At 40.7% G+C, this 26,887-nt stretch carries 31 protein-coding genes; 18 read left to right on the forward strand and 13 right to left on the reverse strand.

What is annotated here, in order from left to right; genetic code table 11:
• The first annotated feature begins 165 nt into the window (after positions 1-165).
• From alaS to CEF17_RS03230, 10 genes are all read left to right on the forward strand, one after another.
• Entirely contained in the window at positions 166-2,805 is a 2,640-nt protein-coding gene (gene alaS / locus CEF17_RS03185) for an alanine--tRNA ligase (RefSeq protein ID WP_100398256.1), read from the forward strand.
• Positions 2,806-3,001: 196 nt separating this feature from the next.
• Positions 3,002-3,274, forward strand: a complete 273-nt coding sequence (locus CEF17_RS03190; protein ID WP_100398257.1) for an IreB family regulatory phosphoprotein — start codon at positions 3,002-3,004, stop codon at positions 3,272-3,274.
• Complete coding sequence (gene ruvX, locus CEF17_RS03195; RefSeq protein ID WP_100398258.1) at positions 3,271-3,687, forward strand: Holliday junction resolvase RuvX; 417 nt, start codon at positions 3,271-3,273, stop codon at positions 3,685-3,687. The genes CEF17_RS03190 and ruvX overlap by 4 nt, the downstream gene beginning before the upstream one ends.
• A 43-nt stretch (positions 3,688-3,730) precedes the next feature.
• A complete protein-coding gene (locus CEF17_RS03200; protein ID WP_100398259.1) occupies positions 3,731-4,033 on the forward strand; it encodes a DUF1292 domain-containing protein in 303 nt (100 codons plus the stop codon).
• A 114-nt stretch (positions 4,034-4,147) separates the two neighbouring features.
• Positions 4,148-5,299, forward strand: a complete 1,152-nt coding sequence (gene mltG / locus CEF17_RS03205) for an endolytic transglycosylase MltG (RefSeq protein ID WP_232725402.1) — start codon at positions 4,148-4,150, stop codon at positions 5,297-5,299.
• Between the two features lie 146 nt (positions 5,300-5,445).
• Entirely contained in the window at positions 5,446-6,093 is a 648-nt protein-coding gene (locus CEF17_RS03210) for an O-methyltransferase (RefSeq protein ID WP_100398260.1), read from the forward strand.
• Positions 6,094-6,098: 5 nt separating this feature from the next.
• A complete protein-coding gene (locus CEF17_RS03215) occupies positions 6,099-7,031 on the forward strand; it encodes a peptidase U32 family protein (protein ID WP_100400774.1) in 933 nt (310 codons plus the stop codon).
• Between the two features lie 13 nt (positions 7,032-7,044).
• The gene (locus tag CEF17_RS03220; protein WP_100398261.1) at positions 7,045-8,322 is read left to right on the forward strand and encodes a peptidase U32 family protein; all 1,278 of its coding nucleotides are present in this window, start codon (positions 7,045-7,047) and stop codon (positions 8,320-8,322) included.
• 278 nt (positions 8,323-8,600) lie between these two features.
• On the forward strand, positions 8,601-9,077 hold the full coding sequence (greA, locus tag CEF17_RS03225; RefSeq protein ID WP_100398262.1) for a transcription elongation factor GreA: 477 nt from the start codon (positions 8,601-8,603) through the stop codon (positions 9,075-9,077).
• Between the two features lie 204 nt (positions 9,078-9,281).
• The gene (locus CEF17_RS03230) at positions 9,282-10,064 is read left to right on the forward strand and encodes a YrrS family protein (protein WP_100398263.1); all 783 of its coding nucleotides are present in this window, start codon (positions 9,282-9,284) and stop codon (positions 10,062-10,064) included.
• A gap of 411 nt (positions 10,065-10,475) precedes the next feature.
• Here CEF17_RS03230 and CEF17_RS03235 read toward each other — a convergent pair whose 3' ends face one another.
• Positions 10,476-10,691: a DUF2536 family protein gene (locus tag CEF17_RS03235; protein ID WP_054635519.1), complete on the reverse strand. Its 216-nt coding sequence runs from the start codon at positions 10,689-10,691 to the stop codon at positions 10,476-10,478.
• Positions 10,692-10,797: 106 nt separating this feature from the next.
• Here CEF17_RS03235 and mtnN point away from each other — a divergent pair, with 106 nt between their 5' ends.
• Both mtnN and CEF17_RS03245 read left to right on the forward strand, forming a co-directional pair.
• Positions 10,798-11,490 (forward strand): 5'-methylthioadenosine/S-adenosylhomocysteine nucleosidase, encoded by a 693-nt coding sequence (gene mtnN / locus CEF17_RS03240; protein WP_100398264.1) that lies wholly within the window; start codon positions 10,798-10,800, stop codon positions 11,488-11,490.
• Positions 11,491-11,566: 76 nt separating this feature from the next.
• Complete coding sequence (locus CEF17_RS03245; protein WP_100398265.1) at positions 11,567-11,881, forward strand: YrhC family protein; 315 nt, start codon at positions 11,567-11,569, stop codon at positions 11,879-11,881.
• A 139-nt stretch (positions 11,882-12,020) separates the two neighbouring features.
• Here the strand turns inward: CEF17_RS03245 and CEF17_RS03250 are convergent, their stop codons facing one another.
• A complete protein-coding gene (locus CEF17_RS03250) occupies positions 12,021-12,641 on the reverse strand; it encodes an NUDIX hydrolase (protein ID WP_232725403.1) in 621 nt (206 codons plus the stop codon).
• Between the two features lie 145 nt (positions 12,642-12,786).
• Here CEF17_RS03250 and CEF17_RS03255 point away from each other — a divergent pair, with 145 nt between their 5' ends.
• On the forward strand, positions 12,787-12,993 hold the full coding sequence (locus tag CEF17_RS03255) for a hypothetical protein (RefSeq protein ID WP_232725404.1): 207 nt from the start codon (positions 12,787-12,789) through the stop codon (positions 12,991-12,993).
• A 45-nt stretch (positions 12,994-13,038) separates the two neighbouring features.
• On the opposite strand, the gene CEF17_RS03260 is transcribed toward CEF17_RS03255, so the two are convergent.
• Both CEF17_RS03260 and CEF17_RS03265 read right to left on the reverse strand, forming a co-directional pair.
• Positions 13,039-15,027: a S9 family peptidase gene (locus tag CEF17_RS03260; protein ID WP_100398266.1), complete on the reverse strand. Its 1,989-nt coding sequence runs from the start codon at positions 15,025-15,027 to the stop codon at positions 13,039-13,041.
• A gap of 749 nt (positions 15,028-15,776) precedes the next feature.
• Positions 15,777-16,073 carry a HesB/YadR/YfhF family protein gene (locus tag CEF17_RS03265; protein ID WP_100398267.1) on the reverse strand — a complete coding sequence of 99 codons (297 nt, stop codon included), beginning with the start codon at positions 16,071-16,073 and terminating at the stop codon, positions 15,777-15,779.
• A gap of 208 nt (positions 16,074-16,281) precedes the next feature.
• Here CEF17_RS03265 and CEF17_RS19820 point away from each other — a divergent pair, with 208 nt between their 5' ends.
• Positions 16,282-16,431, forward strand: coding sequence for a hypothetical protein (locus CEF17_RS19820; protein WP_157842910.1), 150 nt, complete (start codon positions 16,282-16,284; stop codon positions 16,429-16,431).
• Positions 16,432-16,527: 96 nt separating this feature from the next.
• A complete protein-coding gene (sigK, locus tag CEF17_RS03270) occupies positions 16,528-17,241 on the forward strand; it encodes an RNA polymerase sporulation sigma factor SigK (protein ID WP_100398268.1) in 714 nt (237 codons plus the stop codon).
• 130 nt (positions 17,242-17,371) lie between these two features.
• On the opposite strand, the gene CEF17_RS03275 is transcribed toward sigK, so the two are convergent.
• The 8 genes from CEF17_RS03275 to CEF17_RS03310 form a co-directional block, all read right to left on the reverse strand.
• On the reverse strand, positions 17,372-17,644 hold the full coding sequence (locus CEF17_RS03275; protein WP_054635514.1) for an HU family DNA-binding protein: 273 nt from the start codon (positions 17,642-17,644) through the stop codon (positions 17,372-17,374).
• A gap of 503 nt (positions 17,645-18,147) precedes the next feature.
• Positions 18,148-18,516, reverse strand: a complete 369-nt coding sequence (gene mnhG, locus CEF17_RS03280) for a monovalent cation/H(+) antiporter subunit G (protein WP_100398269.1) — start codon at positions 18,514-18,516, stop codon at positions 18,148-18,150.
• A complete protein-coding gene (locus CEF17_RS03285; RefSeq protein ID WP_054635512.1) occupies positions 18,497-18,778 on the reverse strand; it encodes a Na(+)/H(+) antiporter subunit F1 in 282 nt (93 codons plus the stop codon). The genes mnhG and CEF17_RS03285 overlap by 20 nt, the downstream gene beginning before the upstream one ends.
• Positions 18,778-19,254, reverse strand: coding sequence for a Na+/H+ antiporter subunit E (locus tag CEF17_RS03290; protein WP_100398270.1), 477 nt, complete (start codon positions 19,252-19,254; stop codon positions 18,778-18,780). Before CEF17_RS03290 ends, CEF17_RS03285 begins: the two co-directional genes overlap by 1 nt.
• Positions 19,255-19,259: 5 nt before the next feature.
• Entirely contained in the window at positions 19,260-20,744 is a 1,485-nt protein-coding gene (locus CEF17_RS03295) for a Na+/H+ antiporter subunit D (RefSeq protein ID WP_100398271.1), read from the reverse strand.
• On the reverse strand, positions 20,737-21,075 hold the full coding sequence (locus CEF17_RS03300; RefSeq protein ID WP_054635510.1) for a Na(+)/H(+) antiporter subunit C: 339 nt from the start codon (positions 21,073-21,075) through the stop codon (positions 20,737-20,739). The genes CEF17_RS03295 and CEF17_RS03300 overlap by 8 nt, the downstream gene beginning before the upstream one ends.
• Positions 21,075-21,497 carry a Na(+)/H(+) antiporter subunit B gene (locus CEF17_RS03305; protein WP_232725405.1) on the reverse strand — a complete coding sequence of 141 codons (423 nt, stop codon included), beginning with the start codon at positions 21,495-21,497 and terminating at the stop codon, positions 21,075-21,077. The genes CEF17_RS03300 and CEF17_RS03305 overlap by 1 nt, the downstream gene beginning before the upstream one ends.
• On the reverse strand, positions 21,494-23,911 hold the full coding sequence (locus CEF17_RS03310; RefSeq protein WP_100398272.1) for a Na+/H+ antiporter subunit A: 2,418 nt from the start codon (positions 23,909-23,911) through the stop codon (positions 21,494-21,496). Before CEF17_RS03310 ends, CEF17_RS03305 begins: the two co-directional genes overlap by 4 nt.
• Positions 23,912-24,346: 435 nt before the next feature.
• Here CEF17_RS03310 and CEF17_RS03315 point away from each other — a divergent pair, with 435 nt between their 5' ends.
• The gene (locus CEF17_RS03315; protein WP_100398273.1) at positions 24,347-24,580 is read left to right on the forward strand and encodes a hypothetical protein; all 234 of its coding nucleotides are present in this window, start codon (positions 24,347-24,349) and stop codon (positions 24,578-24,580) included.
• A gap of 44 nt (positions 24,581-24,624) precedes the next feature.
• Here CEF17_RS03315 and CEF17_RS03320 read toward each other — a convergent pair whose 3' ends face one another.
• The gene (locus CEF17_RS03320; protein ID WP_100398274.1) at positions 24,625-24,777 is read right to left on the reverse strand and encodes a sporulation histidine kinase inhibitor Sda; all 153 of its coding nucleotides are present in this window, start codon (positions 24,775-24,777) and stop codon (positions 24,625-24,627) included.
• 397 nt (positions 24,778-25,174) lie between these two features.
• Between CEF17_RS03320 and CEF17_RS03325 the strand changes: the two genes are divergently transcribed.
• Together CEF17_RS03325 and yqeH are read left to right on the forward strand one after the other, a co-directional pair.
• Positions 25,175-25,702 (forward strand): YqeG family HAD IIIA-type phosphatase, encoded by a 528-nt coding sequence (locus tag CEF17_RS03325; protein WP_198508871.1) that lies wholly within the window; start codon positions 25,175-25,177, stop codon positions 25,700-25,702.
• Positions 25,695-26,804 carry a ribosome biogenesis GTPase YqeH gene (gene yqeH / locus CEF17_RS03330; RefSeq protein ID WP_100398275.1) on the forward strand — a complete coding sequence of 370 codons (1,110 nt, stop codon included), beginning with the start codon at positions 25,695-25,697 and terminating at the stop codon, positions 26,802-26,804. Before CEF17_RS03325 ends, yqeH begins: the two co-directional genes overlap by 8 nt.
• Positions 26,805-26,887: the final 83 nt, after the last annotated feature.

Consider the following 26,887-nt stretch of genomic DNA (forward strand, 5'->3'; position numbering starts at 1 on the left):
TGATATATTCTCGTCCCTGAATGAGGGACGGGATTTTTTTGTGCTTGAAACAGCTTAGCAGGTTTACTGGAGCTTTCTAAAACAGCGAACAGCCGCAATCTGGCCTGATTTCTTATTAGTCCCAGAAGCGAGACACGTAATTGAAAAATGAAAGGAAGGATATATATGAAAAGACTTACAGCTGCAGAAGTTAGACAGCAATTTTTAGATTTCTTTAAAGAAAAAGGCCATTCAGTAGAACCCAGTGCATCTTTAATTCCCCATGAGGATCCATCCTTGCTTTGGATCAACAGCGGGGTAGCTACGTTAAAGAAATATTTTGACGGAAGAGTGATTCCTGAGAACCCTAGAATCGTAAATGCCCAGAAATCAATCCGGACCAATGATATTGAAAACGTAGGAAAAACTGCCAGACACCATACTTTTTTTGAAATGCTGGGCAATTTCTCCATAGGAGATTATTTTAAGAATGAAGCCATTGAGTGGGCGTGGGAATTTTTAACTGACAAAAAGTGGATTGGGTTTGATCCTGAACGACTGTCAGTTACCGTTCACCCTGAAGACGATGAAGCATTTGAATATTGGAAAAACAAAATAGGCCTTCCTGAAGAAAGAATTATACGTTTAGAAGAAAATTTCTGGGACATTGGCGAGGGTCCGAGCGGTCCGAACACAGAGATATTCTATGATCGTGGACCAGAGTACGGAGATGATTCAAATGACCCTGAATTATACCCTGGAGGAGAAAATGAGAGGTACCTTGAAATCTGGAATCTTGTATTTTCTCAATTTAACCACAATCCAGACCATACCTATACACCGCTGCCGAAGAAAAATATTGATACTGGGATGGGCCTTGAACGAATAGTCTCTGTCATTCAAGATGCTGAGACGAATTTTGATACTGATTTGTTCTTGCCTATTATTCGTGCAACAGAAGAAATCTCGGGGAAAAAATACGGGGAGAACAAACAAATAGATGAGTCCTTTAAAGTTATTGCCGACCATGTACGGACTGTTAGCTTTTCTGTCGGTGACGGAGCTCTCCCCTCAAATGAAGGTCGAGGGTACGTCCTGCGCAGGCTGCTCCGCCGGGCCGTCCGCTATGCAAAATTAATAGATATCAATCGTCCTTTTATGTATGAACTTGTTCCGGTAGTAGGAGAAATTATGAAAGAGTACTATCCGGAAGTAGAGGATAAATCAACCTTTATTCAAAAAGTAATAAAAAATGAAGAAGAGCGTTTCCATGAAACGTTAAGTGAAGGGCTCTCCATCCTGTCTAATGTGATGGAAGAAGCGAAGAGAAATGGAGAAACGGTTATTTCTGGAAAAGAGGTCTTCAGGTTATATGATACGTACGGATTTCCGGCAGACTTAACAGAAGAATACGTCACAGAAAAAGGCTTTACCATTGATGAAGCCGGGTTTGAAAAGGAAATGGCTGAACAAAGAGAGAGGGCAAGAGCGGCTCGAAAAGACAGCGGCTCTATGCAGACGCAGGAATCTGTGCTCTCTGATGTGAAAATTGCAAGTGAATTTACCGGTTATGAACAATTATCTGCTGAATCAGAAGTGGAAGTGATTGTGTATCAAAAGGAAGCAGTAGATGCGCTTTCAGCCGGTCGTAAAGCGAAAGTCATTTTAAGCAAGACACCGTTTTATGCCGAAAGCGGAGGACAGGTCGCTGACCAGGGATCTTTAACAGGCGACGGGGTATACGCTTTAGTAAAAGATGTACAAAAAGCTCCAAATGGGCAGCACCTTCATACGATTGAAGTGAAGGAAGGGACCTTAAAAAAGGGAATGACAGTCCAGGCTACAGTGGAAGAAACGGAAAGAATTGACATTATTAAGAACCACACTTCCACTCATTTGCTCCATCAAGCTTTAAAAGATGTACTTGGAGAGCATGTTAATCAGGCTGGTTCCCTTGTGAGCCAAGAACGTCTCCGCTTTGATTTTTCTCATTTTGGACAAGTAAAAGAAGAAGAGCTGGAAAAGATTGAAGCCATTGTAAATGAACATGTCTGGAAAGCAATTCCTGTAGTCATAGAGCAAAAAGATATTGAAGAAGCAAAAGCGATGGGAGCTATGGCTTTATTTGGTGAAAAGTACGGTTCAAGAGTCAGAGTGGTGCAAGTTGGGGACTACAGCGTTGAACTTTGTGGGGGCTGTCATGTAAGAAACACTGCTGAAATAGGGTTGTTTAAGATTGTTTCTGAAGCAGGTATTGGTGCTGGGGTCAGAAGAATAGAAGCTGTGACAGGAAAAAAAGCTTATGAAGTCATGAATGATCAAATACAAGTACTAAGGGAAACAGAGAATATAGTAAAAGCGAAAAAACCAGAAGATGTTCCACTGCGTGTAGAAGCCCTTCGTCAGCAAATACGTGATCTTCAAAGAGAAAATGAATCTCTTTCGGCTAAGCTGGGTAACATGGAAGCAGGAAGCCTGATTGAAGAAGCCGAGGAAGTAAATGGGGTTAAGGTCATTGCAAAACAAGTAACAGCAACTGACATGGATGCTTTGAGAAATACAGTAGATGAACTGAAAAACAAGCTTGGATCTGGTATTGTGGTATTAGGAGCTGAAAATAACGGGAAAGTAAATTTAGTCGCAGGCGTTACAAAAGATTTAATAGGAAATGGCTATAAAGCAGGCGTAATAGTGAAAGAAACAGCTTCCATTTGCGGCGGAGGCGGCGGGGGCCGCCCAGATATGGCTCAAGCAGGCGGAAAGAAGCCAGAAAAATTACAAGAAGCCCTTGCCGCTGTTCCTGGTATAATCAGCGCCATTTCCTAAACCGAATTATTTGATGTACAATGGAAAAAAGAGGATAGGTTAACGTTGCAGCTTTCACTTTGGACAGGTTACTGTATGTATGGGAAATTCTCTTTTAATGCCATATCAGTCTCAAAGCAGGACTTTCATGATATAAAGGTACGGTTTGTTCCTTGGTTGCCTTCACCGTTAACCTAAGAAGAAAGAGGTGTGTGCAGTGGGTTCGAATGACAACACAATGAAATTTAACGTTCCCGACGATTCTTTTGATGCAGAGGCAAAAGATGTACTTTTAACAGTTTATGAAGCTTTAGAAGAGAAAGGCTATAATCCCATTAATCAGATTGTAGGGTATCTGTTGTCTGGAGATCCAGCATACATTCCCAGGTACAAAGAAGCGCGTTCTCTTATTAGGAAACTGGAACGTGATGAGTTGATTGAGGAATTAGTACGTTCTTATTTGAACCACACGAGAAAGGAATCAAAATGAAAGTATTAGGCATAGATTTAGGGACACGGCGGATTGGCATCGCTGTTAGTGATGCAATGGGGTGGACTGCCCAAGGGGTAGAGACTATTCATCTCAAAGATGAAGATGTTGAGACGTCGTTTCCTCGCATTAAAGAGCTTATCAAGGAGTATGAAATATCAAAAATTGTTGTCGGGCTCCCTAAAAACATGAATGGAACCATCGGTCCAAGAGGGGAACAATGCCAGGAATATGCCCAGTCTCTGGAAAAAGAGGTTTCACTGCCAGTGGTAATGTATGATGAAAGATTGACCACCCAGGCGGTGGAAAGAACCCTTATTTCTGCTGATGTAAGCCGTAAGAAAAGAAAACAAGTAGTTGATAAAATGGCAGCAGTTATGATTTTACAAGGATATTTGGATCAACATGGGTAAACTAAAATGAATCAGGGTACACAAAGAGTAGGAGGTGTATGATATGGCAGAAGAAAATAAAACAATCGCAGTAACTGATGATGAAGGTAATGAGCATCTTTTAGATATCCTGTTTACTTTTGACCTGGAGCAGACAGGCCATTCATATATGGTTTTAACTTCAGCTGGTGAGCAGCAGGATGAAGAAGAAGAAGAAGAGGAAGAAGAAATTGAAGTTTACGCTTTTCGTTACGAGGAAAAGGATGGAGAAGATGCGGAGCAGGCCCTTTATCCAATTGAATCAGATGAAGAGTGGGATATGGTAGAAGAGATGATTGAAACTTTAAGCGCGGAAGATCAGATTTAAGTGAATTTCAGCCTTTCTGCATAAGCAGAAAGGCTTTTTTATTCATACATAAAAAAGCTCCGACTTTAGCGAAATTTGACTAATATTATATAATAGTACGGGGAGGGGAAAAGAGTGCGGGATATTGACAAAGAAGAAGTAGAAAAATCAATGACGAAAAAAGCGAAACAAGCCAGAATTATTCGGAAAATTGTAATGATTTCCCTGCTTATTATTGTAATTGCTATAGCAGGAATACTCGCAGGGGGGTACATGTATGTACAATCTGCTATTGGTCCCCAGGAGGAAGATGCGGAAGGGCAAATTGTCGAAATACCTATCGGTTCTTCGACCGCACAGATTGGAGACATATTAGAAGAAGAAAATATCATTCAGAATGGAACCTTTTTCCGATACTATGTCCGCTATCAAAACGAAGGAGGCTTTCAGGCTGGTGAATATGAGCTTTCAAGAGCCATGGATCTTGACGAGATTATTGAAGAGCTTAAAGAAGGCCGTTTAGATGAAGAACCAGAAATCATTTTTACTATACCAGAGGGATATTGGCTTGAGTCTATTGTAGAGACGGCTGCTGAATATACTTCCCATGATGTAGAGGACATTATGGATGTGATACAGGATCAAGAATACGTAGAAGGATTGATTGACCGCTATGATGTTTTAACTGATGATATTTTGGATGAGGAAATTCGTTATGCCCTTGAGGGATACTTCTTTCCATCAAGGTATGATTTCTATGAAGAAGACCCTTCAATCGAAGAAGTTGTGGAATTAATGTTAGATAGAACTGAGGATGTCCTTGGTGATTATGAAGAGCAAATGGCAGATAGTAATTTGACCATTCATGAATTGCTCACTCTTTCTTCCATTGTGGAAAGAGAAGCACAGCAGGATGAAGACCGGCCGTTAATTGCTGGCGTCTTGTTTAATAGATTAGATGAAGACATGCGATTGCAGGTAGACCCTACGGTATCTTATGCCCTTGGAGAGCATCAATATATGACAACCTTTGACCACACCGCCGAGGATTCACCATATAATACGTACATGTACGGAGGACTGCCTCCAAGCCCGATTGCAAGTCCTGGACGGGATTCTATAGAAGCTGTGCTAAATCCTGAAGATAGCAGCTATTTATATTTCTATGCCCGGTATAACGGAGAAGTTATTTATAATGAGACTTATGAAGAGCATAATCGGGTACATCAGGAGTATCGTCATGAATGGGTAGAAGGCGGAGGAGACCAGGAAGAAGAAGCAGAGTAATTTCGGCAGGCTGTCCAGAAAGGGCAGCCTTTTTTATGCTGTCGCCCTATCATCTCTTTTCTGCAAGGAAAATGCTGCGGCGCTTAGAAATTAAAGATATTCTATGGTAAAATGACGCAAGATAAGAAAGTGTAAAGGAGACAGTAATGAACGGTGACAGCATAGAAGCATATTTACTCTCATTGTACCCTGAGCAGAAAGATCTCTTAAAGGAGATGGAAATAACAGCGAGACAGGAGAATGTCCCTATAATTGACACAATCTCCCTCGAAGCAGTACTGCAGCTTTTGAGAGTGCATAATGCAAATAAAGTTCTGGAAATTGGAACGGCTATTGGATATTCTGCTTTACGTATGGCAAAAGGGGTCAAGGGATTAACTGTAACAACCATCGAGCGGGATGAGAAAAGATATAACCAGGCAGTGGAATTTATCGCTCGCAGCGGAGCAGAGGATAGGATTACCATGGTGTATGGTGATGCATTAGAAGAACGTAAAAAACTTGAAGAAATGGCTCCATATGATGTATTATTTATTGATGCTGCCAAAGGCCAGTATAAGAATTTTTTTACTATGTATACCCCGCAGCTAAATAATCACGGGATCATCATTACAGATAATGTTCTTTTTAAAGGGTATGTGACTGATCCTGAGAAGAGCCCGAAAAGAATGAAGACGATGATACGTAAAGTAAAAGAATACAACGAATGGTTAATAAATCATCCTGAATATACTACAGCAATTCTTCCCGTTGGTGATGGAATTGCAGTAACCACAAGAAAGGAAAGCTGGTGATGATAATGGATAAAGGACCCGAATTACTTGTGACTCCATTGTCAGTTGAGGATATCGCCCCCCTTGCTGAGGCTGGTGCGGACGCAGTCCTGATTGGCGAGGAGGCATATGGTCTGCGTTTAGCAGGAGAATTTGACAGAGGTGAATTAAAGAAAGCAGTGGAAGCAGCTCATACAGCAGGAATCAAAGCTTATGTTGCTATGAATGCCATTTATCATAATGACCAGGTTAACGACCTGTTTAATTATTTGCGTTATGTGAAAGAGATCAAAGGAGATGCTGTCGTATTTGGAGATCCGGCAGTCCTGATGGCAGCCAGAGAAGCGGCTCCAGATCTTCCTCTTCATTGGAATACTGAAACGACAGCAACCAACTGGTTTACAGCCAACTACTGGGGAGAAAAAGGAGCAAAGCGTGCAGTCCTTGCTAGAGAGATTAATTTGGATGCCGTCGTTGAAACAAAAGAAAATGCTAACGTGGAAATAGAAGTCCAGGTCCATGGAATGACTGCCATGTTCCAGTCAAAACGACGGTTAGTCGGCAATTATATGGAATACCAAGGGAAAAGCTTAAAAGTAGAGCGCAGGAGCAAGGACCGGGGTATGTTCTTATATGACCCTGAACGAGATGCGAAATATCCTATTTTTGAAGACAGTAATGGGACCCATATCATGAGTCCAAACGATATGTGTATCATTGATGAGCTCGATGAAATGCTTGATGCTGGAGTTGACAGTTTTAAAATAGATGGAATTCTTAAAAATGCTGAGTATATTAGAAATATTACAGCCTTGTACAGAGAAGCCATTGATCTCTATAGAAATTCGCCGGATGAATATAATGAGAAACGAGAAGATTTTCTTAAAGCAGCGGAGGCGTTGCAGCCTGAGCACCGCAGTTTAGATACCGGCTTCTTCTTTAAAGAAACGGTATATTAAAGGAGGAAAAATGATGGAAGCTATTGCAGAACGCAAAGCAGGAAAACGGGTTATTACAAAAAAGCCTGAACTTTTGCTTCCGGCCGGAAATCTCGAAAAATTAAAGATAGCGGTTCATTACGGAGCAGATGCTGTATATATTGGCGGACAGGAATTTGGTCTGCGCTCAAACGCGGATAACTTTTCTAAAGAAGAGATGCGTGAGGGTGTACAATTTGCTAAAAAGTACGGGGCTAAGGTTTATGTGACTACAAATATTTACGCTCACAATGAAAATATGGACGGGCTCGAGGAATATTTGAAGGACCTGGAAGAGGTTGAGGTTACGGGCATCATTGTAGCTGACCCTTTAATAATTGAGACATGCCGCCGGTCGGCTCCAAAACTTGAGGTCCATTTGTCAACCCAGCAGTCATTAGCTAACTGGCTTGCTGTGAAGTTTTGGAAAGAGCAAGGGCTTGAACGAGTGGTTCTGGCAAGAGAAGTAGGCATGGAAGAAATGCTTGAAATAAAGAAACATGTAGATATTGAAGTGGAAGCATTCGTTCATGGAGCCATGTGTATTTCTTATTCAGGACGGTGTGTATTGAGCAATCATATGACGGCTCGTGATTCCAACCGTGGAGGCTGCTGTCAGTCCTGTCGTTGGAATTACGATTTGTATGAAGAAGGAGCAGATGGGGAAGGACGAATTGAGAATCCTTTGTTTGCAGAAGATGACGCAAACTTTACAATGAGCCCGAAAGATTTAAATCTCATCCAATCCATCCCGAAAGTGATTGAAGCCGGAATTGACAGTTTGAAAGTGGAAGGAAGAATGAAATCTATACATTATGTGGCTACTGTGGCTTCCGTGTATCGAAAAGTAATCGATGCATACTGTGCTGATCCCGATAATTTTAGGATTAACAAAGAGTGGCTGAGGGAGCTTGATAAGTGTGCAAATAGAGATACAGCTCCTGCTTTCTTTGAAAATACCCCATCCTACAAAGAACAATTGTGGGGTGGGAATTCTAAGAAAACTACCTTTGATTTTGCCGGTTTAGTTCTTTCATATAATGAAGAGGATCAAATGGTGACTCTTCAGCAGCGAAACTACTTTAAACCGGGAGATATTGTTGAATTCTTCGGACCGGATATTGAGCCCTTTTCCCAAGTGGTTACAGAACTTTATGATGAAGAGGGAGAAAGCATTGATGCAGCCCGCCATCCTCTTCAAACAGTCTCTTTTAAAGTGGATAAGCCTGTGAATCCCTACAATATGATGAGGAAGGACAAAAGTCAGGCATAGTCCAAAAAAGAAAAAAATGGTTAATCAGAGAATTAATTAAAAAAATAATTGTAATTATGCTTGTTTCTGCGTATGATATATGGCAGAAATAATATTTTAAAGGGTTTTCAGAGAAGCGAGGGTAACCTTGCTTTTCTTCTTATCTTATTGTATAGGCGGAGATTTCAAGTGGATTGTGTTTTCCTTGTGGAAGGGCAGGCGCTGACGATTACTCCCAAATATGTTATTTCTCATAACTACCTAGATAAGATGTAAAGCACTTAAGAGGAGTGAAAGATATGGTTGAAGATCAAAAGCATTATATGACGGAAGAGGGAAGAAAAAAGCTGGAAGAGGAATTAGAGTTTCTTAAAACAGAGCGCCGCCAAGAAGTGGTTGAACGGATTAAAGTAGCGAGAAGCTTTGGTGACCTTTCCGAGAATTCTGAGTATGATTCAGCAAAAGATGAGCAAGCCTTCGTAGAAGGAAGAATTGCCCAAATTGAAAAGATGCTGAAAAATGCTGAAATAATTGAAGAAGATGCTTCCAACAATTCAGAAGTAGCGCTTGGGAAATCAGTAAAATTCAAAGAACTCCCTGACGGAGATGAGGAGGTATATACCATTGTCGGAAGTGCCGAGTCTGATCCTTTAGAAGGTAAGATTTCCAATTCCTCTCCAATGGCACAAAGCCTGTTAGGACGCAAAGTCGGTGACAAAGTCATGGTTAACACACCTGGCGGTGAACTAAAGGTTGAAATTATTGAAGTAAGTTAATGAAAGAAAGAGAGTGGATCAAAAAGTCTGACTTTTGAGCCACTCTCTTTTTCTTTATCAAAATGTGTCAAAGAATGAAAAAAAGGTCGAAAATCACTCGATTCTTCTAACAAAATCTTTTATGATATATACAGGGTATTAAGAGTCAGGCAAATTCACGGCTTATCAAGATATCAAATAGAAATAGTGCAGGTGATAAGTGAAATGAATAATAATAATAATAATAATAATAGAGGATTTGGTGAGGACACACGTTTTGAATTGCGGAAAAGAAGGAAAATGAACCGAATTCTTAACACGGCTATCGGAATTGTGGCAGCTCTAGTCCTTTTCTTTGGGGGAACTCTATTTTTCGGGGGAAATGAACAGGTAGCTGAGCAGGATTCTCCAGATCCTGCAGATGACGTTACAACCGAAGAGGAAGCAGATGATGAGAACCTGAACGAGGATACAATGCAAGAGAATGAAAGTGAAGAGCATGCTGTGCCAGAAGAAGCGGACACAGTAGCATATGAAGAAGAGGAAAATGATGAGGCTGTAGAAGAAAACGAGGAAGCGAGAGAGGAAGAGGAAGAAGAAACGGATTCTGACGGAGATGACGCAGCTGATGAAAGAGAAGAAGAGGAAGCACGTGAAGATTCTGAGGAAGAAGGCAGTGAAAGCGATGAGCCTGGAATCCCAGAAAATGAAGGTGACTGGGAACCCATCGGAACAGAGCAGTCTGGATCATTTACCCATAATTTCAGCAGCGGAAGTCAAAATTGGAATGAAATGGAAATGGCTATGGAATATGCAACAGGCATAAGCCGTGACGACATGACAATTTGGCGACTAGAAAACGGCGGAAATGCTACTACGGCTGTGGGTACTGTCGGAATCTATGAGGAAAGGCATCAGCCTTACCGTGTAACGATCGAATTCATTGAAGGGGAAGGGTGGAAGCCGGTAAACGTAGAAGTACTGGACGGCAACCCTTACACCAATTAATTAAATAAACCCTGTAAAGGGGACAAACAGGCTGTTGAGCACAATCTCTCAACAGCCTGTTTTCAATATTTGGCTCTGTTTATAAATAATCGGACATAGCAGGAGGCAAAGATCCAGCATAGTGGTTGTCTCAAGGAAGCTGAGGCCATGTCGCAGGCATAGAAGACACCCCGTGAATGGGAAGGAAGCGAGGCATGAATGGATGTCGCACTTGTACTTTTCTGTGTTAGGGAGTGTTTTACAGAAAGCACCAACAGATGTAACAAAGCCTATTATTTAGATGTCTGCTTGCAGGCCTTTTTTCACCACAAAGGATCGTCTTACTTGAGCCCTGAGGTAAAGCTTAGGGAACAGAATAAGAAGCCTGCTTATGAAAAAATGAGAGAAAGCTTCCTCTTTTCAATTACCTTTTTATTTGCTGGTTTTAGCCTTAAAATGAACGACTGCTGTATAATATGGCTGAGATGTTTTCGGATGAATAGAGACATGGTGTCCAACATGATGAACCTCCAGCATGATGGCGTCATTGGTTTCAATTTGTGAAGAAATTTTTTCCTCCAGTTTTTTTAAGCTTTCTGCTTCGAAAAATTCTACCTTATCGTGTATAGGTTGTAGGTTCAGGTTCAACAGTTACTCCTCCTTTACTTGCTCTTTTCGCTGCTGCTTTTGTATTATAAAATAGTATTCATGACTTGTGAAGAAAATATAATAATTTCGATTGTGAGGTTACATAATGAGAATTGCTGTTATAGGTGCTATGGAAGAAGAGGTAGAACTATTACGTAGTAAGATGGATGACGTAGAAGAGACATCGGTGGGAGGAGCGCTTTTCTATCATGGAACACTCGAGGGCCAGGATGTGGTACTTCTAAAGTCTGGTATCGGAAAAGTAAATGCTGCTATAGGGACCACTCTCCTCCTGCAGCTTTATAAACCGGAGGCTGTCATTAATACAGGATCAGCCGGAGGGCTCGATCCCGCTCTGCAGACTGGAGACCTTGTTATTTCAAGTGAAGTTCGCTATAACGATGTTGATGCGACTGTTTTTGGCTATGAGTTTGGCCAGGTTCCTAGAATGCCTGCCGAGTTTTCTCCAGACACCCGCCTGGTTCAAGCGGCTCAACGATGTGCCCAGGGAATCGGCATTCCATCGGTTACTGGTTTAATTGTCTCAGGTGATTCATTTATGAGCGAAGAAGAAAGAGTAGCCTTGTTAAAAGAAACATTCAAGGAACCCCAATGCGCTGAAATGGAGGCAGGAGCAATAGCCCATGTATGCCACCAATTTGAGGTTCCATTTGTGATTATCCGCTCTTTAAGTGATGTCGCAGGCAAGGATGCAAAGATGTCATATGATCAATTTCTTGAAAAAGCATCCGTGCATTCAGCTAATTTAGTAATGAAAATCGTAAAAGAAATACAATAAAAAGGTTTAGTACAAAAATCTTAAGGGAATTATTTCCGAATCTGGAAATAATTATTCACTCACTGACTACTTTTCCATGTTAAAATATGTAGGAATGCATATTAAAGAAAAGGGTGCATGGATAATGGACAACAGAAAGATAGACAGAAAATCAGCCGAACACTCTCAAGAGCAGATAGAGGCAAAAGCCGGGGATTACAAGAGGTTTAGTTTCATATTGCTTTCTCTTGCTGCTTTTATTACAATAGGTTTTTTTCTTCCAGATACTAATACGGGATTCACTGAGTATCCGCAAATTACGATTTTAACAGTATTTATGTTATGTGGTGCTGCAATAGTTCTTCATAGAATAAGCATGAAATGCTGGGAAGAAAAAGATTCGGAATTATAAACAAACAAGCAAGGTCCCTGAATAAGGATCTTGCTTGTTTGTTGTTAAGAAGCAGGAAGGTGCCTACGGTTATTGCGGTTAATAGTCTACAACTCCTTAAAAGGAACAGAGGTAAAGGTGATTGAAAAGTATCAATCCACTAAAATGCCTCCTCAAGAAAATGCATCAGAATTCTTGCTGTCAGTCCCCAGATGACGTAGCTTTCATATATATAAAAATACTCTGGGATACTGCCGACACGCCATGAATAATTTTCACCGCCTGGTATTAAGTGATAAGGAAAACTATCATCAGGCTTAACTTGGAGAAATACTTCATGTTTTTCTGGTTCGTTTTCTTGAAAAAAATGAAGGGGGACAGTAAACAGTTCTGCTACTTCTGCTTCATTGGCTGAAAGATTAGCACTTTCTCCAATCAAGCCAACATATGGATAGATGATTCGGTTAAACGGCGGTACAAAACGATCGAGCGGGGCGATGATCTCTACATCCTTTTCCTCTAGCCCGACTTCCTCACAAAGCTCTCTAACCGCAGCGTGTTGTTCTGATGGGTCTTCGGGGTCCACTCTTCCTCCGGGAAAACATATCTCTCCTGGCTGGCTATTTAAATAGGGAGATCTTACTTCGAAAAGAATGTGGAGTTCTCCATCTTTTTGAATAAGTGGAATAACTACACTGAATTTTGAGGATGTCTTTTCCCCAATGACACCTTGCTTTCTTCCTAAAAGATTCTTTTTTATAGTTTCCATGTTTTTATTCAAATGAGGCTCCTCCCCCTTATCATATTCTTTCTATTAAAAATTTATCTTCTAATACAAGCTGATATTATTTACCAGGATGTTTGAAAAACGCCATAAGTGGTATGAGTGTACAAAGTGATCCTATTAAAATAGTGAGGTGATTTCAGTGGCAGAACAAAATAAAAAAGCTGCTTCTGAGAGTGATGCTAAGGTTTTCCGAGAAGATAAGGACAAGCAGATGGAACGTGACCAGTCAACAATGCCTGTAGATGAACTTCCTCTTGAAGAACAAAAGATTGAAGAGGAAGACCATCGCAAAAAGGATAAAACAAAAGACACATCTGCAACGGAAAAAAAATATAGACCGTATTAAGGATAGAATGAGAAAAAGAGGGGAGCCCCCCTCTTTTTCTCATTTTTAGATATATTGTTTAAACCACTTGCAAATGTGATTTAAGCGCTCCAGCCGCAATGTTGGAGGACCGCTGCGGCTTAATTCATGATTTGCTTCTGGAAAGCGGACAAATTTCACTTCTTTTTCCAAATGCTTCAAAGCGATAAATAACTGTTCACCTTGTTCAATTGGACAACGGTAATCCTGCTCTCCATGCAAGATTAAAAGAGGTGTGTTGACGTTTTTTACATAACGGAGAGGAGAATGGTGCCACAGCTTTTCAGGATCATCAAACAAATGATACCCAATTTCCCATTCGGTGAAGAAATAACCAATGTCACTTACTCCATAGAAGCTCAGCCAATTTGAAATAGAGCGCTGGGCAACCGCCGCTTTAAAACGATCAGTGTGGCTGACGATCCAATTCGTCATAAACCCTCCATAACTCCCGCCAGTGACACCTAGTCGTTCTTGATCAATACAGTCGAAATCTTCTAGTACGTGATCCACGGCGTTCATTAGATCAGTATAATCTCTGCCTCCATAGTCTCCCCGGCAGGCATTTACAAACGTCTGACCATATCCGTGACTTCCTCGTGGGTTTGTATAAAGTACCACATATCCCTGAGCAGCCAACAACTGGAGCTCATGAAAAAACGTATTTCCGTACATGGCATGAGGACCGCCATGTATTTCTAACACAAGAGGGTACTTTTTGCCTTCCTCAAAATCAGCAGGCTTCATGATCCAGCCATGGATTTCCCAGCCGTCCTCAGCTTTTGTGGTAACGGGTTCGGGTATGGAAAGATGAACCTCTCTTAAAAATTTCTCGTTGACGTCAGTAAGGCGTATTTTTCCTCTTTCGTTTCTCCGGATCTTAAAGAAGTCTCCTGGGTTGGAAGGGTCACTGATGCCAGCGATAAACCTGTCTGTGTTTCTGTGATAAGTAAATCCAAAAACATGATTTTCTTCCTCGTGAATAGTTGTTATTTCGCCTTCCATGTCCATTTGATACAATCCTGTATTGCCGTGGTCACTGGCAGTAAAGTAAATATATTCTTGTTCAAGAGACCAAACCGGCCCCGGATTGGGGCTGGTGGAACGAATGTCGCCAATCATCGCATCGCCAATTTGAACGTCCCATTTCAACGTCATGCAAGTTTTTTCTTTTGTATCTACGTCAATGATCCAGACTTGGTTTAACGTAGCTCCTTTAAATTCATATTGATGACCAAAACAAGCAATTTTTTGGCCATCAGGAGACCAGTTTGGAAGAGAAAATGCACCAGTTGTATCGGTTAGCTTTGTTACTTCTTTGCTTTCAATGTCTATGGTAAACAGGTCTTGATATAAGGTCCTGTCCTCATCTGTTTCCCTGTTTGCTGTAAACACTACATGCTTGCTGTCAGGTGACCAGCTGCCAGGAGTGTGGTCAAACTGTCCTGAGGTCAACTGAATAACTTTCTGGGCCTTCAGATCATACAAAGCAAGGTGATTTCGCTTTTCGTCATGGAATCCACGCATGTCAGATTTATACTTTAATCTTTCGACAACAAGCGGTTTAGGCTTTTGCTTTTTGCTGCCGTCTTCTTTTGTTTCTTCTTCAGGAACACCGTCTGGATCCATTAGAGTGGAAAAGAGAATATAACGGCCATTAGGTGACCAGACAGGGGAATGAGCTCCATTTTTTAAAGTGGTGAGCTGTCTGGCTTCTCCACCGCTTGTTGACATGATCCATAGCTGGGAAGTGCCTCTCCGATTAGACGAGAACACCATTTCTGAGCCATCCGGAGACCATCTTGGTGACTGATCCTTCACATTGCCGAAAGTCCATTGAACAGGAATGTCATCTCCTAAGGTATGAATGTACAAATGAGAGCGGTATTCCTCATTTTCATCAATGTGAGTTTGGACATAAGCATACCTTTCACCGTCTGGAGAAATCTGCGGGTCTCCAACTACTGAAATTCTTTTTAAATCGTCAGCTGTAATAGGTCTTTTATTTAGTCCCATATATTTTCCCCCTTATCTATTGGCTCCGCTGCGAAAAGCAAAAACCTTATGTATTGCCTGTAATATGTTCTTCTGGGCATGACTGCAAAACGAGGACATAAGTGTACTGTTTAGCAATCTATTATTACATGTTAATTTGGCCTTTGTGCTATCAAGTATAGTAAATGTTTTAAAAAAACTCAAACAGTAAGAATAGTTTAAATAAGCATCCAAGTAACACGTTTCGAACAAAGGAAGTTTGAGTATATAAAGAAAAAGCTATTTTGTATTTGTACTATAGCTTTCCAAACTCAACTGAATCCTATGCAATATACAAATCTTGAAGCTTTCTACAGGACACTTAATTTTTCTGTAAGAAGATCTTCCATAAACAATGTACAATTCAGCTTCTTCGATTACACTACAAATACAGGGTGATTCAAGGCCATTCAACTTATCGTTTTCATTCTACGTACGTGATGCTCTCCTGCTCATATAGTAGACCCGTTCCCACCCAGCGGGTATATGAATAGAGTTGAATGCGGCCATTGGGTTCATGAACACTCTCCGAACACTACTCTCTCCCCTTGATGCTGCTTGCCAACTGTATGGCAAGCAGTTTTTTTTCGAATTCAGGTTTACTGTTTTCTTTGGTCAGGCTTTATTGTCTGAAAGACAGTAATGGAGCTAGCAGAAAATGGCTGGGGTGATAATAAAATAATAGGCTCGTGATAATTGATAAAAAAGACAGTGCCATCTTTGCACTGTCATCAGGATCGAGGAGGAAATTCAAATTCAATTTCGCCCGCCTTACGGCTGTATTTTACTTGAAGGTTATGATCTTTAAAAAACCACATATCTTTCTCTTCAACATAAAACAGGCAATGATTTTTCTCTAGAGATGCTGCAGGCTCAAAGGGAGCTTCTTTTCCCACCCCAAGAGAAAATCCTGTGTGTATATGAGCATGTCCTCCGTACCTGACAAAAAACCTGATCGAATCTCCTTGTTTAAGCTCCATTTCTTCTTCAAACCATTTGAGTGCCGGCTGACTGATTGTTATCTCCATTTTGTTCACTCCTGAATGTTGTCATAAAGTCTATTCCATCATTATAGCGAAAATTGATCTTTAACATCAAAGAAAAGCAATGGTGGATTAGTTTTATATCAAAAACTTTTAAAAAATACACAATTTCATACTATCTCATTTCCTTTTTTGGTAATATTAAGGGAGTTTAGGATTAGGTAATTGAATAATGTATTGATAAGGTGATCATTTGTCTAGTTTATCGTTGTTGTATTACACCATAAAGAAAGAATTTGAAGAGCGATTAGGAAGACCGCTGACAGAAGAGGAAAAAAAGATAATTCAAGAAATGAGCGAATCGCAACTGGCAGGGGAGGCGGAAGAGCCTGACAAAGAGTAGCTGTTGTATTTTCTGAACGAAAAGGACTGGGACAGACAAAGCCAAGCTTATGTTTGCATACATTGTATTAAATGCATGCAAGAGGAGGTGCGGCGTTTGTCCGGTGTACTTGCAGCTCTCGCTTATGCAATGAAAGAGATTCTTCTTTTTGTTTCTTATGTAAAAAATAATGCTTTCCCTCAGCCTCTTTCAAAAAAAGAAGAAAAAGAATACCTTCAAAGGATGCAGGAAGGCGACCAGCATGCTCGGAATATTCTAATTGAACATAACTTGCGCTTAGTTGCTCATATTGTAAAGAAATTTGAAAATACCAGGGAAGATACAGAAGATCTGATTTCCATAGGTACTATCGGCCTGATAAAAGGCATAGAAAGCTATTCCCCTGATAAAGGGACAAAATTAGCAACTTATGCAGCCAGGTGTGTAGAAAACGAAATCCTCATGCATTTGCGTGCATTAAAAAAGGTAAAAAAAGATGTATCTCTTCATGATCCGATTGGAAGCGACAAAGAAGGAAATGAGATTTCACTCATCGATGTATTACAGGAAGAGGGGCCCGACATCGCAGATGCTATCCAATTAAAAATGGAAAAAAAACAAGTTCTTGCATATTTGGATACCCTTGATAAAAGAGAAAGAGAAGTGGTTATAGGACGATTTGGTTTGGATATGCAAAAAGAAAGAACACAAAGAGAGATTGCCAAGGAGCTTGGCATTTCAAGAAGCTATGTTTCTCGTATTGAAAAACGGGCGCTGTTTAAACTGTTTCAGGAGTTTTACAGACACCAGAAAAATTCAGGTAAATCTTAATCATTAGTTGTAAAGGAGGAAGAGTGCAAAGGCTCTCCTCTTTTTATTTTGTGGAAAGGCTGCAGGGGAATGATGAAAAGACCCTTCAAAGGAAAATCCAGAGAGGGTCTTTTCAAATTCAATTATTATCTTAGTTTACGCTGTCTTTAAGCTGCTTTCCTGGGCGGAATGCAGGGTTTTTCGTAGCCGGGATTTCAATTTCTTCTCCAGTTTGCGGGTTGCGGCCTTTACGGGAAGCGCGCTCACGTACTTCAAAGCTTCCGAAGCCAACAAGCTGAACTTTGTCACCTTGTTTCAAAGTATCAGTAATGCTGTCGAATACTGCATCTACTGCTTTAGAAGCATCCTTTTTAGAAAGGTCTGCTTGTTCAGCTACCGCATTAATCAAATCTGTTTTGTTCATGAAAAAACTCCCTTTCATTCCTAATTATATAGAGCTTGTACATTACAAATTTACTCTTAAAAACCCTGTCATGTCAAGTGTTTGCAGGGAAAACGAGAAAATTGATGGTATTTGGAATCTATTATAACCAAATATTGGAGGTTTTAGTAACAGAATGATGTCGAATTTTTATTTTTATAAAAAAAAGCAGTAAAAGTAAGGGTTACGCCGAACCAGTCTGTGAAAGAAGAAAGCTCTAGCATCCAAAATGGCCTATTCCATTCATTATTTTTACTTTCTGTAATGTAGTCTGTTTTCCCCTGATTTCGTTACGCTCTGAAACAGCAAGGGGGCATAGGGCAAAATATGAAACAAGAAAGGATGCTCGAAGGATACATACGTCTATGTTTTAACTGGGAAAAGTAAAAGAGAGGACTGCTAACCAAGGAGTGTAAATCAGTCTACTGATGAGTGGGGGAAAGAAAAAAACTGGGAAAGGCTTGATAGCCAATCCCAGCTGGTATTCAGGAAGTCTGCTGTTTTCTTTTTTTCTTTACATCTTCAGGATAGCTGTCTTCAAGTTCGTCCATAGAGCTCTTTTCCCATAAGGAAACCCCGATACGGTGTGCAGAGCGGGAAATCATTTGGGCCGCTAACGGAGCAGTCAGGAAGACGAACAAAATAACTAATAGAAATTTGGCTACAAATAGGCCTTCAACAAGCAGAAAGTATAAAAAGGTGCCTGTCATAAGAGAGATAACCCCTAGTGTAGCGCTTTTCGTTGCCGCGTGGAGCCGTCCATAAACATCAGGCATCCGTATAATCCCTATGGCTGCAAGGAGGCTGAAAAAAGCTCCAATGAGGACGAATATACTAATCAGTACCTCTGTCAATGACGACACCTCCTTCCAGGAACTTAGCCAGGGCTACTGACCCAATGAAGGCAAGGATCCCAATGACCAGCACAACCTCAGCATACGCAGAGGTACCCTGCATCATCATTAAGACCCCAATAAAGCCGATTAACATTAGACCAAATGTGTCTAATGCAACGACACGGTCTGACATTGTTGGGCCCATCACCGCACGCAGAAAACATACCCCTAGGGAAATAGCCATAATCACAAGTGAAACGAGCAAGATGATATCTAACATTAGTGGGTTACCTCCTTAATCGCTCTTTCGAAGGTATCGTGAATTTGTTTGATCGCTTCTTCTCTGTCAGGTACATGAACACTATGAATGTAAAGGATCTTACTATCTTCTGAGAAGTCCATTGATAATGTACCGGGTGTTAAAGAAATGAGAGAAGCGAGCAGTGTTACTTCCCATTCTGTCTCAAGTTCAGTGGGAACAGCAACAATACCTGGTTCGATATTCATCTTCGGGCTAAGCACAATTTTGATCATATCAATGTTGGCTAAAATTAATTCTTTACTAAACAACAATACAAGCTTAAAGGCTGCATAAACCCGCCGGATATAGAAGTCAAAGGGGACTACACCGCGCAGCATCAAGAGAATGAAAATCCCGACAATATAGCCAAGGAAAAAATCGATAAGAGTAAAGCTGTTTTGCAGCAGAACCCATATGATGGCAAGAATGACGTTTAATAAAACTTGAAATGCCATACCTTCTACTCCTCCCCTAGAACTGAATTAATATAAACCGATGGGTCCAATAGTTCCTCAGCAATTTCTAGTGAATAGCTAAAGATAGGCTCAGCGGCAAATCCTAAAACGATAGTTAGAGCGACTAAAGGAGCGATAGGGAGCAAGACATCCGTGATTTTGATTTTAGCTTGTTCCTCTGAATGCTTTTGTTCTCCCCAGAACGCATAAATAAAGATTTTCATCATTGAAAATAGTGTAAGGAGCCCAACAATTAAGGCAACAGCCACTATAATATAACGCTGTTCTTCAAAACCGGCGACCATCAAAGCAAATTTACTGAAAAACCCGCTTAAAGGGGGAATGCCGGCTAGTGAGATAGCTGAGATAAAAAACAGCCATGCAAGCCACGGGTGAGTTCCGAGGAGCCCTCCCATTTTCTTTAAATTAGTTGTCCCAGTTATTTTCTCGGCAGCACCTGCAAATAAGAACAGAGCAGCTTTAACGATAATATGGTGGGCAATATAATAGATTGCCCCTGCAATCGCTAATGGTGTGTAAATTCCTAACCCCATAACCATGTATCCAACCTGACTGATAATGTGATAGGAAAGAATCCGTTTAAAGTCAAATTGGGATACAGCTCCAAGGACTCCAAAGAACATGGTCAACCCTGCTAGTGCAAGAATAATGTTGTGTGTAAAGGTTGGATCATGAGTGAAAATTAAGGTGAACACTCTAATTATCGCATAAATACCAACCTTTGTAAGTAAACCGCCAAATAAGGCTGCAATAGCTGCAGGCGGCCCGTAGTAGGAGCGTGGGAGCCAGAAATAAAGGGGGAATAAAGCACCCTTCATAGCAAACACAACCAAAAAGAGAATAGCAATGGTATTAATAATTCCTTGCTGTTCTACTTCACCGACTCTTTCAGCAAGGTGAGCAAAGTTCAGAGTTCCTGTTACCGCATAGATATATGCCACTCCGACTACAAAGAAGATGGAAGCAAAGATATTAATAGCGACGTACTTAAAGGATTCCCTGAGCTGGTAGTTTGTTCCCCCTATAACAATAAGAATGAAGGAAGAAATGAGCATAACCTCAAAGAATACAAACAAGTTAAACAGGTCACCCGTTAAAAAGGAGCCGTTTACCCCTGTTAAAAGGAAGAAGTAAAACGGGTAAAAATAGTATTTTTCTCGTTCAGTAGCTATGGTTCTAAAGGCAAAGAACAGACACGTAATACCGACGATACTTGATAAAATCAGCATCATAGTAGCAAACATATCAGCTACAAGAACGATACCAAACGGAGGCTGCCAGTTACCCATCTCCATCGTCATAATGCCATCTTGATAAACGACAATCGCAAGAGTAATGGTAATGGCCAGAAGGGCAATGGCAGTTAATCCGCTGATGACTCGTTGAACCTTATGCTTTTTGACAAAGAATATGAGAATGGTCCCCATTAGAAAAGGGAGCAGAACTGGTAATAAGACTAAACTATTCATCGGCAGTACCCCTCAATTTATCAAGATCATCCGTTTTGTGAGCTTTGTATGTCCTGTATGCCAAAACCAGTAAGAAAGCTGTAACACCAAAGCTGATTACAATGGCAGTCAGAATTAAAGCTTGAGGAAGCGGGTCTGAATAGTAGGTAGCTTCTTCTCCTAATAATGGCGGAGCCCCTTCTTTTAAACCAGACATTGTAAGAAGCAGAAGGTGAGCTCCATGAGACATCAGGACAATACCGAGTACAACACGTAAGATACTCTTCGTTAATATCATGTAAGTGCCAACCATGAAGAGGACACCCACAGTGATGGACATTAAAATTTCCATTAAGTATCCTCTCCAATCGTTAAAATAATGACAAGTGCAATACCGACAACGACCATATAGATACCTAAATCAAATGGAAGAGCGGTAGTTAATTCTGTCTCCCCCAATATTGGAAGGTCAAAATAATCAAAGTACTGGGTGAGAAAAGGATCTCCTATAAACATACCGACAATACCTGTTACGATGGCAATCAGCATGCCGGCTGCAATAATATGAACATAGTTAAACGGAATAGCTTTCCGGATACTTTTAATATCATAACTTACGTATAAAAGCAGGAGGGCAGAGGCAGTCATTAAGCCTCCAATAAAACCGCCTCCTGGATTATTGTGTCCTGCAAAAAAGAGAAACACAGAGAAGGTAAGAATGATAAAGGCAGCAATTTTCGTAACAGTATGAAGCATTACGTTATTTGTCTTCACACATCTTCCCTCCCCGTCATTTTAAGTTTAATCATTGTGATAACACCTAGGGCAGCAACGGCAAGAACGAGTACTTCCAGTAACGTATCGAGACCACGGAAGTCAACAAGTATAACGTTAACCATATTCAGACCGCCTGCGAGCTCATAGGAGTTATCAATGAAGAATTGGGAGATCGCTTCAAAACCATTTTGATGGCGCATCGCATGGGCACTGAAAGCAATGAGTGTGACGACAGTACCAACTGTTACGGCGATAATCGCATTAGTAACCTTGAAAGCCGGTTTGAACGATTCTTTTCTAAGTTCAGGCAGGTGATAAAAGACAAGAAGGAACAGAACAACCATAACAGTTTCCACAAGAAGCTGTGTGAGTGCTAAGTCCGGTGCCCGGAATATAACAAAGAATAGAGCCAGTAAAAATCCGATAACGCCTACGACAATAATGGCTGTGATTCGTTTGTTTATAAATGGAATCACGACTGTTGTCGCTATAAAAATTCCTGTAAGGATCCACATATACCATGAAATCGGTGCTACGTTTTCCAGGTCAATAGCAAAAGCATCATATCTCATGAAGCTGTAAATAAACAAAAGCATCATAAACGCTAGCATATAGGCAAAGTAGTCTCTCAGCAGCCCAGTCATTTGAACACGAGTCACACCTTGAGAACCGACAATTAACCAGTCCAAAGAATTATCATATAAACCGTTAAGAGGGTCTCTTTCTTTCATATAGACTTTCATGGCGGACCATTTGTTCATGTTCACGTAAAGAAGGGAGCCAAAAGCAACAACACCTAGCGTCATAAATAACTCTGTATTAAATCCGTGCCAATGATAAATATTTACATAAAACGTTTCTCCCTCAGCCAGAAGGTTTGGCAAAATGGAAGCCATCGCCGGTTCGATAACTGAGTACGCTAATAGATTCGGAAACAGACCGAAAATAATGACGAGGGACGCAAGGACCACCGGGCTGATGAGCATACCGGCAGGAGCTTCGTGTACATGCTTGTCATAGTTTTCAGGCTTAAAGTCACCTGTAAAGGTTTTAAAGAACATAATCAAACAGTACAAGAAAGTAAATACACTGGCGATCCAGGCAAAGACAGGGAACAAGAGTCCTAGGGTCTGCATATTGAAGCCTTCAAAAGACATCGCATTTAAAACTCCGGTAAAGAACATCTCTTTACTGAGGAATCCATTAAATGGAGGCAGACCAGCCATAGCAGCCGTACCGATTAAGGAAACAGTGAAAGTAATCGGCATAATAGACATCAGGCCGCCCAGCTTTCTTATATCCCTTGTACCTGTTTCGTGGTCCACAATCCCCGCAGCCATAAACAAACTTCCTTTAAAGGTTGCATGGTTAATTAAATGAAAGATGGCAGCGAGTGTAGCAGCACTGTAAAGCATAGTATCTTCTCCGAAACCAAAAGCAAGAGAAGCAGAACCAAGACCAAGAAGTGTCATAATCAATCCAAGCTGACTGACCGTGGAAAAGGCTAAGATTCCTTTTAAATCCTTTTGCCGGACCGCAGAAATAGATCCCCACACCAAGGTCACAATACCAAAGCTGGACAGTATCCAGAACCACTCAGCCGATCCGCCAAACACAGGTGTTAAGCGGGCAACTAAATAAATACCTGCTTTAACCATCGTGGCTGAATGCAGATACGCACTGACCGGTGTTGGAGCTTCCATAGCATCTGGAAGCCAGATGTGAAACGGGAACTGAGCTGATTTGGTGAACGCACCAAGAAGTACCAGCAGCATAGCCGGCAGAAATAGAGGACTTGCTGCCACTACATCCACTTGTTCAATAATCCCGCGTATGCTGAAGGTTCCAGTCATAACATAAAGCAGGATAAAGCCCCCAAGCATTGCAAATCCGCCAAATACTGTAATCAGCATAGACTTTTGGGCACCGTATGTAGACTTCTCTCTATGGTACCAGTAGCTGATTAACAGAGCAGAAGCAAGACTTGTCAACTCCCAGAAAACATAAAGCACAATTAAATTGTCTGAGAGGACTACTCCAAACATTGCCCCCATAAACATAAGAAGGTACACATAAAAATTATTTAATCGTTCGGTTTTCTTTGATAAATAGAAAATGGAATAAAGAACAACCAAAGCACCAATACCCGAAATCAGGAGAGCAAATAGTAAGCTCAATCCATCAACATAAACCGTAAAATTGATGCCAAGGGAAGGAACCCATGGAACAGTTTGTTCTACTACACTTCCCCCAGAGGTAACAGGAAGAAAGGTTAAAAAGTAGATAAATAACACAGCTGGAAGAATCATAACAAACCAGCCGGTATGAACAGCTCTTGCATATCTATATAAGAATGGAATGAGTATAGCTAGCAAGAATGGTGATAAGACAGCCCAGTGCAGCAGAGTCATGAACAAAAAAACCTCCTTTTATTTTTTTAATGGAAAATGCAAAAAAATGTAAAATTATGCAGACAAAACAATGCGCTAACTGTAGAAAATCAGCTTCCTGCATAAGAGAACTTCAATTCCTCGGGTGAAATGAACTAGGTGTTCTTTACTCCAATAGACCGAACAATTGCAAAGCTATGTCAAATTATAACCTAAAATTTTTGTTGTTGCACCCTTGGTGCATTGCGACTCCTTTCGGGTTTACAGGATTTATATATAGGAAGAAATACGCTGTTCCAAGCTGAATTTTTTTTATATTGAAGGTTTTGTGAAAGTAAAGTTTGGAAACTGATTGTCTTATTTCTTCCTTATCCTCCTTACTCTCAAGACGTATAAAAAGTGTCGAAAAAGGCGAACCTAACGCTAAAATAGTATTGGTGGAAGGAATTTTTCAATATGAAAAGAAAAGCTGGTGTTTCAATTGCAATCTTTGTTTCTCTTTTCAGTCTTGCCTTTGCATTAAATTCGTACACCTCCCGGCCATTTCCTAGTATGCCCCCGGAGAGCAATGAAAATGAGTTTGAGATTTTTCAAGTGGAGACCCCAATGACTGATGCCAGGCCTGAACCCTTTCTCCCAAGGGAATACATTCGAATTTATCAGGGGATTGAAGATGAGCAGAGTTCATAAAAAAGCAGCCGTTTAAAAAGAAACGGCTGCTTTTTTAAATGAACTCAAGATGACATTCTGTTTGTCACTGGAAGACGGACATGAAGTGAACGGCGCTCAAGTTCAGATTCAATTAATTGAATAAAGTCTTCATTAAGACGAAGGGATACGGCTTTCAGATATGCTTCCACTAGCAAATCATCTGGCAATTGTTCCATAGGTAAATCCGCTTGATAAGCGGATGGTCACCTCCTTCATTTATTCACTTTTATGACTTATTCATGTATGTAGGTGGGAATCAGATTCAATTTGTTAAATCAAATGTTATCATGTAATGGGTAAGAGAACAATCGTTCGATTTATCCACAATTTCCCGTGGATAAATTGTGTACAATCTGTATATAAATTCATTTTTCAGGGTACTGTCGGTTGTTAATTTGGGGATATAATTATCCACAACCATGAAACGAGCTTGGTTTTTGTCGAAAAGTTTTGGAAAAAAGTTAGCATATTTGAAAAAAGAGCCTATTATCGTTATACTTTCAGTTTAGTTACATAATGGTACGGTTAAGAAAAACATAATGACGGAGAATGCTAAGAATGAGGGTGAATTGAGTGCTGCGACAATTTATGCCGGATGAGTTTATTGAGAGTGTGTATGAACTTGATGTGGTTAAACTGAAAGAAGAGGGCATTAAAGGGATCATTACGGACCTTGATAATACGTTAGTGGAATGGGACAGGCCTGAGGCTACGCCTGAACTTCTTGAATGGTTTAAAAAAGTAAGGGACAGTGGATTCAAGATCACTATTGTTTCTAATAATAACGAAAGACGTGTCCGTTTGTTTTCTGAGCCAACAGGGATAGGTTTTATTCATTCCGCCAAGAAACCAAGCAGAAAAGCTTTTGTAAAAGCCTGTCAAGAGATGGGGCTGCAGCGAGAAGAGGTTGTTGTACTGGGAGACCAGGTACTGACGGATGTATTTGGAGGCAACAGAGCCAGGTTTAAGACAATATTAGTGGTTCCGGTAGCTTCCACTGATGGTTTTTTTACGAAGATTAACAGAAGGGTTGAGCGCAGAGTGCTTAAACGTTTGAAAAAAAGAGGGCTTATCCAATGGGAGGATTCCAATCGTGAGTGAACAGGAAATTGTATGTACAGGGTGTGGGGTAACGATTCAAACTGAAGATAAGCAGGGAATTGGTTATACCCCGCCATCAGCATTAGAGCGGGATGTTATTACGTGTCAAAGGTGTTTTCGTTTAAAACACTATAATGAGGTGCAGGATGTGCCTTTAACAGATGATGATTTTCTTGCGATTTTAAATCAGTTAGGGCAGACAGATGCTCTTATAGTAAAAATTGTAGATATCTTTGATTTTAACGGAAGCTGGCTCCCCGGCCTTCATCGTTTCGTAGGAGACAATCAAGTCCTTCTCGTCGGAAATAAAGCTGACTTGCTCCCTAAATCTGTAAAGCAAAATAAAGTGATCCAATGGATGAAAAAGTCTGCGAAGGAACTGGGACTGAAGCCGGCTGATGTCATGCTCATGAGTGCTGAAAAGAAATACGACATCGACAAAGTAGCAGAAGCAATTGAACAATATAGGAAGAATCGTGATGTTTATATTGTAGGTTGTACAAATGTAGGTAAATCCACTTTCATAAATTCCCTTATTAAGCAATTCGGAGGGGGAGATGAGGAGCTAATCACGACCTCTCACTTTCCAGGAACGACTCTTGATATGATTGATATACCGTTAGAAGATGGAAAGAGCCTATTCGATACCCCTGGGATTATTAATCACCATCAAATGGCTCATTTTGTCAGCCAAAAGGAATTAAAGGAAATCACTCCCAGGAAAGAGATCAAGCCAAAGATTTTTCAGCTTAATGAAGGACAAACTCTTTATGCTGGCGGCATGGCACGGTTGGATTTCCTTCAAGGAGAAAGAAACTCCTTTGTTTGTTATTTTGCAAACGATCTTTCGATTCACAGGACAAAGACAGAAAAAGCTGACGAGCTTTATGAAAATCACTTAGGAGATATGCTGTCTCCTCCTGGTAAGGAAACAGCCAAAGAGTTTCCGCCTTTAAAACGCCAGGAGATCACCATTAAAGAGGAGAAAACGGACGTGGTGATTTCCGGCTTGGGATGGATTAATGTAAGTGAAGCGGGGGCAAAAATTGCTGTATATGTACCAGAGGGGTCTCATGTCACCATACGTGAGGGTATTATTTAATCCTTTGGTTCTGTTATGAAGAGTGTTGATTTTTTTAATATAGATAAGCGAGCGAGCCTCATTCGTAAATAAAATGAAATACA

The sequence above is a fragment of the Bacillus sp. FJAT-44742 genome, assembly GCF_002797315.1.
In the GTDB taxonomy this organism is placed as follows: domain Bacteria; phylum Bacillota; class Bacilli; order Bacillales; family Marinococcaceae; genus Thalassorhabdus; species Thalassorhabdus alkalitolerans.

Coding starts and splice junctions, on each gene's coding strand:
- alaS (WP_100398256.1), top strand. CDS start 166: ATGAAAAGACTTACAGCTGCAGAAGTTAGACAGCAATTTTTAGATTTC.
- ruvX (WP_100398258.1), top strand. CDS start 3,271: ATGAAAGTATTAGGCATAGATTTAGGGACACGGCGGATTGGCATCGCT.
- CEF17_RS03200 (WP_100398259.1), top strand. CDS start 3,731: ATGGCAGAAGAAAATAAAACAATCGCAGTAACTGATGATGAAGGTAAT.
- CEF17_RS03210 (WP_100398260.1), top strand. CDS start 5,446: ATGAACGGTGACAGCATAGAAGCATATTTACTCTCATTGTACCCTGAG.
- CEF17_RS03215 (WP_100400774.1), top strand. CDS start 6,099: ATGGATAAAGGACCCGAATTACTTGTGACTCCATTGTCAGTTGAGGAT.
- CEF17_RS03220 (WP_100398261.1), top strand. CDS start 7,045: ATGGAAGCTATTGCAGAACGCAAAGCAGGAAAACGGGTTATTACAAAA.
- greA (WP_100398262.1), top strand. CDS start 8,601: ATGGTTGAAGATCAAAAGCATTATATGACGGAAGAGGGAAGAAAAAAG.
- CEF17_RS03230 (WP_100398263.1), top strand. CDS start 9,282: ATGAATAATAATAATAATAATAATAATAGAGGATTTGGTGAGGACACA.
- mtnN (WP_100398264.1), top strand. CDS start 10,798: ATGAGAATTGCTGTTATAGGTGCTATGGAAGAAGAGGTAGAACTATTA.
- CEF17_RS03245 (WP_100398265.1), top strand. CDS start 11,567: ATGTTAAAATATGTAGGAATGCATATTAAAGAAAAGGGTGCATGGATA.
- CEF17_RS03260 (WP_100398266.1), bottom strand. CDS start 15,027: ATGGGACTAAATAAAAGACCTATTACAGCTGACGATTTAAAAAGAATT.
- CEF17_RS03265 (WP_100398267.1), bottom strand. CDS start 16,073: ATGGAGATAACAATCAGTCAGCCGGCACTCAAATGGTTTGAAGAAGAA.
- CEF17_RS03275 (WP_054635514.1), bottom strand. CDS start 17,644: ATGAACAAAACAGATTTGATTAATGCGGTAGCTGAACAAGCAGACCTT.
- CEF17_RS03285 (WP_054635512.1), bottom strand. CDS start 18,778: ATGTTAGATATCATCTTGCTCGTTTCACTTGTGATTATGGCTATTTCC.
- CEF17_RS03290 (WP_100398270.1), bottom strand. CDS start 19,254: ATGGCATTTCAAGTTTTATTAAACGTCATTCTTGCCATCATATGGGTT.
- CEF17_RS03295 (WP_100398271.1), bottom strand. CDS start 20,744: ATGAATAGTTTAGTCTTATTACCAGTTCTGCTCCCTTTTCTAATGGGG.
- CEF17_RS03300 (WP_054635510.1), bottom strand. CDS start 21,075: ATGGAAATTTTAATGTCCATCACTGTGGGTGTCCTCTTCATGGTTGGC.
- CEF17_RS03310 (WP_100398272.1), bottom strand. CDS start 23,911: ATGACTCTGCTGCACTGGGCTGTCTTATCACCATTCTTGCTAGCTATA.
- CEF17_RS03315 (WP_100398273.1), top strand. CDS start 24,347: ATGAAAAGAAAAGCTGGTGTTTCAATTGCAATCTTTGTTTCTCTTTTC.
- CEF17_RS03320 (WP_100398274.1), bottom strand. CDS start 24,777: ATGGAACAATTGCCAGATGATTTGCTAGTGGAAGCATATCTGAAAGCC.